The 11928-nt window shown below is 60.1% G+C and carries 12 protein-coding genes; 7 read left to right on the top strand and 5 right to left on the bottom strand.

Features of this window, described 5'->3' with window-relative positions; genetic code table 11:
* Positions 1-24 precede the first annotated feature (24 nt).
* A complete protein-coding gene (aspA, locus tag C4J93_RS26630; protein WP_124368861.1) occupies positions 25-1449 on the bottom strand; it encodes an aspartate ammonia-lyase in 1425 nt (474 codons plus the stop codon).
* A gap of 181 nt (positions 1450-1630) precedes the next feature.
* On the opposite strand from aspA, the gene C4J93_RS26625 reads away from it, so the two are divergent.
* The 5 genes from C4J93_RS26625 (at position 1631) to C4J93_RS26605 (ending at position 5424) form a co-directional block, all read left to right on the top strand.
* On the top strand, positions 1631-2539 hold the full coding sequence (locus C4J93_RS26625; protein ID WP_057726084.1) for a LysR substrate-binding domain-containing protein: 909 nt from the start codon (positions 1631-1633) through the stop codon (positions 2537-2539).
* 331 nt (positions 2540-2870) lie between these two features.
* Entirely contained in the window at positions 2871-3362 is a 492-nt protein-coding gene (gene purE, locus C4J93_RS26620; protein ID WP_003195648.1) for a 5-(carboxyamino)imidazole ribonucleotide mutase, read from the top strand.
* A gap of 11 nt (positions 3363-3373) precedes the next feature.
* Complete coding sequence (locus C4J93_RS26615; protein WP_124430789.1) at positions 3374-4459, top strand: 5-(carboxyamino)imidazole ribonucleotide synthase; 1086 nt, start codon at positions 3374-3376, stop codon at positions 4457-4459.
* Between the two features lie 105 nt (positions 4460-4564).
* The gene (locus C4J93_RS26610) at positions 4565-4810 is read left to right on the top strand and encodes a GlsB/YeaQ/YmgE family stress response membrane protein (protein WP_057006311.1); all 246 of its coding nucleotides are present in this window, start codon (positions 4565-4567) and stop codon (positions 4808-4810) included.
* 77 nt (positions 4811-4887) lie between these two features.
* The gene (locus C4J93_RS26605) at positions 4888-5424 is read left to right on the top strand and encodes a DUF3299 domain-containing protein (protein WP_124365022.1); all 537 of its coding nucleotides are present in this window, start codon (positions 4888-4890) and stop codon (positions 5422-5424) included.
* A gap of 120 nt (positions 5425-5544) precedes the next feature.
* Here the strand turns inward: C4J93_RS26605 and C4J93_RS26600 are convergent, their stop codons facing one another.
* Complete coding sequence (locus C4J93_RS26600; protein ID WP_124430788.1) at positions 5545-6444, bottom strand: D-hexose-6-phosphate mutarotase; 900 nt, start codon at positions 6442-6444, stop codon at positions 5545-5547.
* Between the two features lie 59 nt (positions 6445-6503).
* Complete coding sequence (locus C4J93_RS26595) at positions 6504-6908, bottom strand: acyl-CoA thioesterase (protein ID WP_003176975.1); 405 nt, start codon at positions 6906-6908, stop codon at positions 6504-6506.
* Positions 6909-7313: 405 nt separating this feature from the next.
* Between C4J93_RS26595 and C4J93_RS26590 the strand changes: the two genes are divergently transcribed.
* On the top strand, positions 7314-8603 hold the full coding sequence (locus tag C4J93_RS26590; protein ID WP_124365020.1) for an MFS transporter: 1290 nt from the start codon (positions 7314-7316) through the stop codon (positions 8601-8603).
* Between the two features lie 45 nt (positions 8604-8648).
* On the opposite strand, the gene C4J93_RS26585 is transcribed toward C4J93_RS26590, so the two are convergent.
* Together C4J93_RS26585 and C4J93_RS26580 are read right to left on the bottom strand one after the other, a co-directional pair.
* Positions 8649-9029, bottom strand: a complete 381-nt coding sequence (locus tag C4J93_RS26585; protein WP_256660119.1) for a PIN domain-containing protein — start codon at positions 9027-9029, stop codon at positions 8649-8651.
* A gap of 106 nt (positions 9030-9135) precedes the next feature.
* On the bottom strand, positions 9136-10194 hold the full coding sequence (locus C4J93_RS26580) for a helix-turn-helix domain-containing protein (protein WP_124430787.1): 1059 nt from the start codon (positions 10192-10194) through the stop codon (positions 9136-9138).
* 372 nt (positions 10195-10566) lie between these two features.
* On the opposite strand from C4J93_RS26580, the gene C4J93_RS26575 reads away from it, so the two are divergent.
* On the top strand, positions 10567-11553 hold the full coding sequence (locus C4J93_RS26575) for a phosphate ABC transporter substrate-binding protein PstS (RefSeq protein WP_124430786.1): 987 nt from the start codon (positions 10567-10569) through the stop codon (positions 11551-11553).
* The last annotated feature ends 375 nt before the right edge of the window (positions 11554-11928 follow it).

Here is an 11928-nt window from a genome sequence, read left to right as displayed (position 1 = left end):
CCTGGTGAGCGGTGCAACAAACACTTAGGCCTTCAACGGGACCAAGCGTGGAGCGATCATGTTTTCGGGGCGCAGGATGTCGTCGAGCATGGCGTCGTCGAGCAAGCCTTCTTCGCGCACCAGTTCCAGCACGCCGCGGCCGCTTTCAAGGGCGATGCGCGCGATGCGGGTGGCGTTTTCGTAGCCGATGTAAGGGTTCAGCGCGGTGACCAGGCCGATGGAATGTTCCACCAGCTCGCGGCAGCGCGCTTCGTTGGCGGTGATGCCGACGATGCAATGCTCGCGCAGCATGTCCATGGCGCGTTGCAGCAGGCGGATCGAGTCGAAGATCTTGAACGCGATCAGCGGCTCCATCACGTTCAACTGCAGTTGGCCGCCTTCGGCTGCCATGGTCAGCGCCAGGTCGTTACCGATAACCTGGAAAGCCACCTGGTTCACCGCTTCCGGGATCACCGGGTTGACCTTGCCGGGCATGATCGAGCTGCCTGGCTGGCGTGCCGGCAGGTTGATCTCGTTGATCCCGGTACGTGGGCCGCTGGACAGCAGGCGCAGGTCGTTGCAGATCTTCGACAGCTTCACGGCGGTACGCTTGAGCATGCCCGAGAACAGCACGAAGGCGCCCATGTCGGAGGTGGCTTCGATCAAGTCGGCAGCCGGTACCAGCGGCTGGCCGCTGATCAGGGCCAGGCGTTGCACGGCCAGGGCCTGGTAGCGCGGGTCGGCATTGATGCCGGTACCGATGGCGGTGCCGCCCAGGTTCACTTCGGTCAACAGCTCCGGCGCCAGGGTTTTCAGGCGAGCCAGGTCTTCACCGAGGGTGGTGGCGAAGGCGCGGAATTCCTGGCCGAGGGTCATCGGCACGGCGTCTTGCAATTGGGTACGGCCCATTTTCAACACATGCCCGAACTCGACGCCTTTGGCGGCGAACGCCTGGATCAGGCTGTCGAGGCTGGCCAGCAGCGCGTCATGGCCCAGCAGCAGACCCAGGCGGATCGCGGTCGGGTAGGCGTCGTTGGTCGACTGCGCCATGTTCACGTCGTTGTTGGGGTGCAGGTATTGATACTCGCCCTTCTGGTGGCCCATGGCCTCCAGCGCGATGTTGGCGATGACTTCGTTGGCATTCATGTTGGTGGAAGTGCCGGCGCCGCCTTGAATCATGTCCACCACGAACTCTTCGTGGAAATCGCCGCGGATCAGGCGGGCACAGGCTTCGCTGATGGCCGCGTGCTTGGCTTCGCTGAGTTGGCCCAGTTCGCGGTTGGCGTCAGCGGCCGCTTGCTTGACCATTGCCAGGCCGACCACCAATTTCGGGTAATGCGAAATCGGAACGCCCGAGAGGCGGAAGTTATTCACCGCTCGCAGGGTCTGGATGCCGTAATACGCTTGAGCGGGTACTTCGAGTACGCCAAGCAGGTCTTTTTCTGTGCGGAATGATGCAGCGGAGGACATGACGGAAATCATCTCGATATGGACCCGGAACTGGCCGGAACGCTGCGAATGCTAGGCTTGTAGAAGTTTTTGGGCCAATGCTGTTAAACACTGGCCTATGCACAAACGGCATAATGTGGATGTGACCCGGTTACCATGACGGGCGTGTGTGCCAAAATGGTGCATTCCCGTGGAGGCAGTGATGAACCTTGAAAGCAAATGGCTGGAAGACTTCAGCGCCTTGGCGGCGACGCGCAGTTTTTCCCAGGCGGCGGAGCGGCGCTTTGTCACCCAGCCGGCGTTCAGCCGACGCATTCGCAGCCTGGAAGCCGCGTTGGGCCTGACCCTGGTCAACCGCTCGCGCACGCCGGTGGAGCTGACGGCGGCGGGCCAGTTGTTCCTGGTCACCGCCCGCACGGTGGTCGAGCAGCTCGGTGAAGTGCTGCGCCATTTGCATCACCTGGAAGGCGGGCAGGGCGAAGTCATGCAAGTGGCCGCCGCGCACTCCCTGGCGCTGGGCTTTTTCCCACGCTGGATCGCGCAGTTGCGCAATGAAGGCCTGAACATCGCCACGCGGCTGGTGGCGACCAACGTCGGCGATGCCGTGCATGCGCTGCGCGAAGGCGGTTGCGACCTGATGCTGGCGTTCTATGACCCGGATGCGGCGATGCAGATGGACGCGGAGATCTTCCCGTCGCTGCACCTGGGCAACACCGAAATGCTCCCGGTGTGCGCCGCCGATGCGGATGGAAAGCCATTGTTCGACCTGGAAGGCGAGGGCAGCGTGCCGTTGCTGGCCTACAGCGCCGGCGCGTTCCTGGGCCGTTCGGTGAATTTACTGCTGCGCCAACGCGCCCTGCGTTTCACGACGATCTACGAGACGGCCATGGCCGACAGCCTCAAAAGCATGGCGCTGGAAGGATTGGGTATCGCCTGGGTGCCGCAATTGAGCGTGCGGGCGGAACTGGCCCGGGGCGAATTGGTGGTGTGTGGCGGATCGCAGTGGCACGTGCCGCTGGAGATTCGGCTGTACCGTTGTGCGCTGGTGCGCAAGGCGAATGTGCGGTTGTTGTGGCGCAAGCTGGAAGGTGGCGCGGCACAGAATACCTGAGCCGAACATAGCTCAAATGTGGGAGGGGGCTTGCTCCCGATAGCGGTGTGTCTGGTACTGATAGGTCGCTGAACCACCGCTATCGGGAGCAAGCCCCCTCCCACAGGGTTTTGTGGTGATTTGGCTGACTCCTAAGTCAATAAAACCGCCACTTTGCACCGCTGGGCAGATGGTCGTCCAAGGGGCTGTTTATCTGGATTATTACGGTATACTGCGCGGCCTTCGGCCGGTCCAACCGGCCTTAATTCGTACACCAAGCCACGCCGGATTTCCCGCGTGGCTTGTTGTTTTTTGACGCGCCTGCGGGCGCCCAGAGAGAAGAGGCACGACGATGAGTGCATTGGTTGGCGTGATCATGGGCTCCAAGTCCGATTGGTCCACCCTTAGCCACACCGCCGATATGCTGGAAAAACTCGGCATTCCGTATGAAGTGAAGGTGGTCTCCGCCCACCGCACCCCGGACCTGCTGTTCCAGTATGCCGATGAAGCAGAATCCCGTGGCATCGAGGTGATCATCGCCGGTGCCGGCGGTGCGGCGCACTTGCCAGGCATGTGTGCAGCCAAGACTCACTTGCCCGTGCTGGGCGTTCCGGTGCAGTCGTCGATGCTCTCGGGCGTGGATTCGCTGTTGTCCATCGTGCAGATGCCCGCCGGCATCCCGGTGGCGACCCTGGCGATCGGCAAGGCCGGCGCGATCAACGCCGCGTTGCTGTCCGCCAGCATCCTGGGCGCCAAGCATCCGCAGTTTCATGCGGTGCTGAAAAAATTCCGTGCTGAGCAGACAGACAGCGTGCTGGACAATCCAGACCCACGTATCGCCTGAGGTTGTTGACGATGAAAATCGGTGTAATCGGTGGCGGCCAGTTGGGCCGCATGCTCGCTCTGGCGGGAACCCCGCTGGGGATGAATTTCGCTTTCCTGGACCCGGCGCCGGACGCTTGCGCGGCCGCCTTGGGTGAACACCTGCGCGCGGACTACAGCGACCCGGACCACCTGCGCCAGTTGGCCGACGAAGTTGACTTGGTGACCTTCGAGTTCGAAAGCGTCCCGGCCGAAACCGTGGCCTTCCTGTCGCAGTTCGTACCGGTGTACCCGAGCGCCGAAGCCCTGCGCATCGCGCGCGACCGCTGGTTCGAAAAGAGCATGTTCAAGGACCTGGGCATCCCGACGCCGGCCTTCGCCGATATCCAGTCCCAGGCGGACCTGGACGCCGCCGTCGCCAGTATCGGCCTGCCGGCCGTGCTGAAAACCCGCACCCTGGGCTACGACGGCAAGGGCCAGAAAGTGCTGCGCACCGCTGCCGATGTGGCCGGCACCTTCGCCGAGCTGGGCAGCGTCGCCTGCCTGCTGGAAGGCTTTGTGCCGTTTACCGGCGAAGTCTCGCTGATCGCCGTGCGCGCCCGTGATGGCGAAACCCGCTTCTACCCGTTGGTGCACAACACCCACGTCAACGGCATCCTCAAGCTCTCGGTGGCCAGCACTGATCACCCGCTGCAGGCGCTGGCCGAAGACTACTCCAGCCGCGTGCTCAAGCAGCTGGATTACGTCGGCGTGATGGCGTTCGAATTCTTTGAAGTCGATGGTGGCCTCAAGGCCAACGAAATCGCCCCGCGCGTGCACAACTCCGGGCACTGGACCACCGAAGGCGCCGAGTGCAGCCAGTTCGAAAACCACCTGCGGGCGGTGGCGGGCTTGCCGTTGGGCTCCACGGCCAAGGTGGGCGAGAGCGCCATGCTCAACTTCATCGGCGTGGTACCGCCGGTTGAGCGGGTAATGGCGATCGACGATTGCCATGTGCATCACTACGGCAAGGCCTTCAAGTCCGGGCGCAAGGTGGGTCACGCCAACCTGCGTTGCAAGGACCGCGCGACCCTTCAGGCGCAGATCCTCAAGGTCGAAGCCTTGATCGCCGAACAATAAGCCGCGCCGCCACGGGAACCATTAAGCCTCGGCGTCTCTCTGATTGCAGGATGCCGAAGTCTGACTAGGCTTTGGCATGTCTCATACCAATCAGAGGGAAATGCCATGGGTATTATCGGAACCATTTTTATCGGCTTGATCGTCGGCCTGCTGGCGCGTTTCCTCAAGCCTGGCGACGACAGCATGGGTTGGATCATGACCATCCTGCTGGGTATCGCCGGCTCCCTGGCCGCGACCTATGGCGGCCAGGCCCTGGGGATCTACCAGGCCGGTCAAGGCGCAGGCTTTATCGGCGCGCTGGTCGGTGCCATTGTGCTGCTGGTGATCTACGGCCTGATCAAAAGGAAGTAACCAGCCGACAAAGTCCTCTGCGCTGCGCAGGCGCAGAGGGCTAGAATGCTCGCCACCTGAACTTGCCGAGCCTCTGCATGCGCCATCTTTTGTTGACTCTCCTCTTGCTGGGCCCAGGCCTGGTACACGCTGGCGAACTGCCGGAAACCGACTGGCTTGACCTGATGCCGCTGTCGGATCAGAAAGCCCTCGAGGCCATGCCCGAGATCGATCACAACTCCCCCGAAGCCCAAGGCACCTTTACCGATAAAGGCGGCCTGAAGCAGAGCAAAGGCTTGCCGGCGGTGATGTATTCCACCAAGACCGTGGCGGCCATGAACGGCAAGAACATCCGTATCGGCGGCTACCCAGTGCCGTTGGAAACCGACGCCAAGGGCCGCAGCACGCTGTTTTTCCTGGTGCCCTACCCAGGCGCCTGCATCCACGTGCCGCCACCGCCGCCTAACCAACTGGTGCTGGTGCGGTATCCCAAGGGATTGAAGCTGGAGGATATCTATACGCCGCTGTGGGTCACGGGCACGTTGAAAGTAGAGAAGGTGAACAACGATCTGGCGGATGCGGCGTATGCACTGGATGCAGGGAAGGTGAGGGTGGTGAAGGAGTCGGATCTCTAAACCACACCACAAATCAATGTGGGAGGGGGCTTGCTCCCGATGGCAGTGTTTCAGTCAACCCATCAGGTGACTGATCCACCGCTATCGGGAGCAAGCCCCCTCCCACATTTTCGATTGGGTTTACAAAGGGATGCTGACGATGCTCACGCCCAAGGTGTGGCTTTCGCCTGGCTTCAAGGCCACCACATCTTCCAGCACATTCGCCGTCTCGATGCACAGCATCCCCTGCCAGCCATCGTCGGCCATGTCATCGAAGGCCTTGGCGCGTTCGGTCCAGGGGTTCCAGACCACCGTCGATTTCGAGCCCTGGCTGGCGAGTTGCACGCGGCGCCCCCAGTCTTTATCGACAATGCTCAGTTCAGCCGGCGTATCCAGATAGATGCGGTCGGTCTCGGCGGTGAAGTGCAGCAGGCCGGATTGCTGTTTCTCGGTCCAGCCATCGGCGGTGTCGATGTACGCCGACCCGTCCAGGCCTTCGACCTGCACGTTGCGTACATTGCTGACGGCGAAGTAGGTGTGCAGCGCCTGGCTGAGCGTCACCGTGTCAGTGCCACGGTTATGGCTGGTCAGATGGATATGCAACTGGTCGTCCAGCACCAGGCTCAGCTTCAAGTCGACCTGATGGGGCCAACCCGGAAAGCCGCCGGCGGGTACCGGCAGCACAAGGTCTACCCGCAGCGCTTGGCCTTGCAGCTCGGTCGCGGCTAACTCCCACAGCGCCGTACGCACAAAACCGTGGGCACCGGCCGGCTGATCGCTGTGGCGCATGGCCTTAACACTCTGCGGGTTGCGGTCGAATACGCCAAACCACGGCCAGCAAACCGGTACGCCGGTGCGGATGCCTTTGCCTTTTTTGAACACCGCTTCAGGATTCGGCCAGATCAGCGGCTGCTCGCCGTCGCGCTGGTAGCTGAAGAGATGCGCACCCTGTTGGGCCACCATCAATTCGGCGCCGTTGTGGCGGATACGCCAGCAGTCCAGCTCGTCGATTTTCATGGTTTCAACGTGGGGCGTCGGCATAACAAAGCACTCTCAGTGGACAGGCAATGGGGCAATTGACCGTCAAAACCCGGTGAGGTTTAACGTGCGCGCGATGGAACCGAGCGCGTGCGGCCACTGCCATCGATGGCGACGAACACGAATACCGCCTCGGTGACCTTGCGCCATTCGCTGGACAGCGGGTCGTCGCTCCACACTTCGACCATCATCTGGATCGAGCTGCGGCCGATTTCCAGGGCCTGGGTATAGAAGGACAACTGCGCGCCCACCGCGACCGGTACCAGGAAGGCCATGCGATCAATCGCCACGGTCGCCACGCGCCCGCCCGCGACCTTGCTGGCCATGGCAGTGCCGGCCAGGTCCATCTGCGCGACCAGCCAGCCACCGAAAATATCGCCAAAACCATTGGTTTCACGCGGAAGCGCGGTGATTTGCAAGGCGAGATCGCCTTGCGGGATAGGATCTTCTTGTTCGAGTTCGATCATGCCGAGGGTGCCTCTGACCCGTGACGCTTCATGGGTATTTCAAGTGGATAGCCGTCTTCTGGAAAAACGTTTCAGCACCAACATACACCGCTCGATGCGTTTCTCGTAAGGCGAACTAAAGGGAAACTCTGCCAAATCGGCTGGATGGCGCCCAACAACGTTTTGGCACAGCAGCCCCTCAAGGCTGGGGTTCCTGCGCTTGCACGGGCGAGTATATCGAGACGCTGGCGCGACGACGACCACCTGAGGCTCATTTGGTCGGTAAATAGACGCTGTATCGGGGCTTTTGCGCGCAACTGTTCTCATGGCGCTGTGCTTTTTCAAGCGATTTGCTATCTTGCCAAACCCGCCGCAAGTCACAGGCGCGCAGTCCTTTACGATGACTACTATAAGAGAAGCCTTGCCATGTCCTCCGTGCCCGCAAGCAGCGCGCAACCTTCGCGCCCGCTGACCCGCAACGACTACAAAACCCTGTCGCTGTCTGCCTTGGGCGGGGCGCTGGAGTTCTACGACTTCATCATTTTCGTGTTTTTCGCCACGGTGGTCGGAAAACTGTTCTTCCCCGTCGACATGCCCGAATGGCTGCGCATGATGCAGACATTCGGCATCTTCGCCGCCGGCTACCTGGCGCGCCCCCTGGGCGGGATTATCATGGCGCACTTCGGCGACCTGCTGGGCCGCAAGAAAATGTTCACCCTGAGCATCTTCATGATGGCCGTGCCGACCTTGATCATGGGCCTGCTGCCGACCTACGCGCAGATCGGCTTGTGGGCGCCGCTCCTGCTCCTGCTGATGCGTATCATCCAGGGCGCGGCCATTGGCGGTGAAGTACCGGGCGCCTGGGTGTTCGTCTCCGAACACGTGCCACCACGCCATATCGGCTACGCCTGCGGCACGCTGACCAGCGGCCTCACCGCCGGTATATTGCTGGGTTCGCTGGTGGCCACGGCGATCAACTCGATCTACAGCCCGGAGCAGGTTTCAGAGTTTGCCTGGCGTATTCCGTTCCTGCTCGGCGGCGTGTTCGGCTTACTGTCGGTGTACCTGCGCCGCTGGCTGCATGAAACGCCGATCTTCGCCGAAATGCAGCAACGCAAGACCCTGGCCGCCGAGCTGCCATTGCGCGCGGTACTGCGCGATCACCGGGGCGCGATCGTGTTGTCGATGCTGCTGACCTGGCTGCTGTCGGCGGGCGTCGTGGTGGTCATCCTGATGACCCCGACCGTGCTGCAGACCGTTTACCACTTCAGCCCCACGGTGGCGTTGCAGGCCAACAGCCTGGCCATCGTCACCCTGAGCCTGGGTTGCATCGCCGCCGGCGCACTGGCAGACCGCTTCGGCGCCGGCCGGGTGCTGATCAGCGGTTGCGCCTTACTGCTGGCCACGTCCTGGACGCTTTATCACAGCCTGATGGCCCATCCGGACTGGCTGTTCCCGCTGTACGCCTTGACCGGCCTGTTTGTAGGCACTATCGGCGTGGTGCCTTACGTGATGGTGAAAGCTTTCCCGCCGGTGGTGCGCTTCAGCGGCTTGTCGTTTTCCTACAACGTGGCCTACGCCGTGTTCGGCGGGCTGACGCCGCTGGCGGTGTCGCTGCTGATGAAGGAGAGCCCGATGGGGCCGGCGTACTACGTGGCTGTCCTGTGTGTGATGGGGATGGTGGTGGGTGGGTATCTGTGGAAACGCGGGCGTTGAGCGATTAGGAGGCCTTCTATGTACACGGATGTACCTTCCAGTTTTTTACAGGGGGCGCCATGTGGAGAGCCTTGTCTGGCATTCTGATGCTGGTAAACGAGCTCCTCCCGTGAGCATGTTATCCAGGGCCATTGCTGCGTCGCGGCTGTTGATTACTTGGTAGTCGACCATAAGATCGAGCAACCAAAGTGCACCGTGCACTTGCAGGCCGTCTCGAATTGCCTGGCGGCGGAGCTTCCCATCACCCGTCAGTAACGGCCTGCCGGTTGCTTGTGCCAGCAGGTAGCAGGAAACGTCAGCCAATGAGCTGTTGTTGTGTTCGACTTTGAGTTCTACGAGCTTTCTTACGCCGTCCTCATCGAATGATTCGACAAGCAGGCCCCGCGCGAGCAGCTCGTCACGGGGAAAGTCCTCCAGTTCGTGCATGACGAAATCAGTGCAACAAAGAGTGAATGGCAATCTGAACATATGATCCAGCAATCCAGCGTTTCTGAGTCAATCCAGATGTTGGTGTCGCTGATATAGATCAGGCTCATGCACTCTCCAGTGAGCCCAGAAAATTGGGATCCAGAGCTTTCACTGGACGACGCAGTAACTCAGCCGCTCGTGACTTGGTAATAAGACCCTCTGCCAACCCCCAAAATACCAGTGATTCGAAACGCTGAGGGGGTTTGCAAGGCAGCGGTTCAGGCTCCGCCTTTCGCCAGCCATTGCTGCTGAATTGAATAGTCAGGGACTTATAGCCACCTTCACCCAACAGGTTGAGGTCTTTCAAACGACGGAGCGCCGCATGCATGGATAGCCCGTATTGCCGTTTGACGATCAAAAGCTCACGGGGGTGAACACGTGATCGCTGATGGCTGCCAAAGTCTCCGGTGACACTTTTAGCAGGATAAAGAAAAGCCCCTGCAAAGCGGTGGCAGCAGTTTTCCTTATCGCGCTCGGACATATCATCTGGCAGGCGCATCACCCAATGTCCCAATTCATGGGCTGCAGTGAAGCGAATGCGCTCACCGGGTCGTTGCGCATTCAATGCAATCAACACGTGTTGGCCGTCATGAGTAGCGGCACAGGCGCCATCAAAATCATCTGGGCCGTTCAGCATCACTACCTTGATGCCGTGCTCTTCCAACTGCTCGGTCAGATGGGCGATAGGATCTTCACCGATGTCCCAATATCGGCGGAGCTCATCTGCCGCCCGTTCAGCTTCGCCAATAGACGATACCGACAACATCTGCGCAGGCGTTTTAGCAGTTTGGATGTCCACCGGGTCGAAGCACTCTTCAAGGGCGATATAACGTTCCAGATGCTCTCGAATCTGCTCCTCGACCTGGACCTGACGGTATCGCGGCATCTTCGCCAACTTACGAAATTCCAGCGGAGCGAGTGGCAATGCCTGGGTACGGAAAAAATACTCCGGGCTCACCTCCAGCGCCTTTGCCAATTGCAAAAGGCGCTGGGAGTTGGGGGTACTCGACCCTTTTTCATATTTGCTCAGACCTTGCTTGGTTATATCGCCAAGTCTGAGCGCGAGCGCTTCCAGCGACATACCACGCAACAACCTTGCGCGGCGAATTCGATCATTAATCATGTGAGATCTCCTTAGGTTGACAAGGCTATGCTTTTGTATTTGTTTGTCAACCTAAGGCCTATGTTGGCTGTTCGAATCCCGGCGGGTGAGTTTGCGTTGGCGCGAGGGAGGTTAGTAAGGCCGGTTCCGAGCGACAACCCTAAATAGTTGTGGGAAATCTCTGGTTAACAATTACAGAGTGTTTCTAAACCATAGGCCCATGACGCTCATCTGCTCATGCAACCCAGTATTTCCGAGCGTTTGCCTCTCAAATGCCCGTCCTCTTCCAATACTGGCCTTTCATCTAATTGTCACATTCCAGACATAGAGTGTTCACACGGCCTACCGATACTTGGCCCCGATCCAACTATCCCTATCTGCTAGGAGTAAGGCATGAAACTGAAGCGTTTGATGGCGGCAATGACGTTCGTCGCTGCTGGCGTTGCAACTGCCAACGCGGTGGCTGCTGGTGTTGACCCGGCCATCCCGGCTTACGTGAAGACCACTGGTGTGTCGGGCAACTTGTCCAGCGTCGGTTCCGATACCCTGGCCAACCTGATGACCCTGTGGGCCGAGGGTTACAAAAAGGAATACCCGAACGTCAACATTCAGATTCAAGCTGCCGGCTCCGCCACTGCGCCACCTGCGCTGACTGAAGGCACCTCCAACCTGGGCCCGATGAGCCGCAAGATGAAGGACACGGAACTGGCGGCCTTCGAGCAGAAGTACGGCTACAAGCCAACCGCTATCCCGGTTGCCGTGGACGCCCTGGCAGTCTTCGTGCACAAGGACAACCCGATCCAGCACCTGACCATGGAACAGGTCGATGCGATTTTCTCCTCGACGCGTCTGTGCGGCGCCAAAGCCGACGTGAAAACCTGGGGTGACCTGGGCGTGACCGGCGACCTGGCCAACAAGCCGGTGCAACTATTCGGGCGTAACTCGGTGTCCGGCACTTACGGCTACTTCAAGGAAGAAGCCCTGTGCAAAGGCGACTACAAGCCTAACGTGAACGAACAACCGGGCTCGGCTTCGGTCGTGCAGTCGATCAGCTCCTCGCTGAACGGCATCGGTTACTCGGGCATCGGCTACAAGACCGCCAGCGTGAAGACCGTGGCGTTGGCCAAGAAAGGCAGCACTGACTTCATCGAAGACACTGAAGAAAACGCCCTCAACGGCAAGTATCCGCTGTCGCGTTTCCTCTACGTGTACGTCAACAAAGCTCCGAACAAGCCGCTGGCTCCGCTGGAAGCTGAGTTCGTGAAACTGGTGCTGTCCAAGCAGGGCCAGGAAGTGGTGGTCAAGGATGGCTACATCCCACTGCCAGCCAAAGTGGCCGCCAAGGCCCTGGCTGACCTGGGTCTGACAGAAGGCAACTAAGCCTGCTTTACCTGGTGTAGCAGCGGGCCTTGTGGGAGCGAGAAATTGGCTCCCACTCACGGCCCCTGCAGCCCTAATTTTTTTGTCCGCTGCCAGCTTTGCTACGCGGCGGATTTCTTGCGTCACTGCATTGTCATCTTTCTGTCATACAGGATCGCTAGGGTGTGCGCATGAATGATCTGGCCAATTCCACCATGACGACGACTTCTCCCCCCAAGCGCATTGATTTCAATACGCCTGAGCTGCAACGCAAGCGCCGCATTCGCGCGCTCAAGGATCGTTTCACCCGTTGGTATGTACTGGTCGGCGGTCTCGCCGTGCTGGCTGCCATTACCCTGATTTTCTTCTTCCTCGCCTATGTCGTTGCGCCGCTGT

The sequence above is a fragment of the Pseudomonas sp. R2-37-08W genome, from assembly GCF_003851705.1.
Classification (GTDB): domain Bacteria; phylum Pseudomonadota; class Gammaproteobacteria; order Pseudomonadales; family Pseudomonadaceae; genus Aquipseudomonas.
The sequence above is the reverse complement of the archived record's forward strand: the minus strand, read 5'-3'. Positions and strand labels throughout refer to the sequence as shown.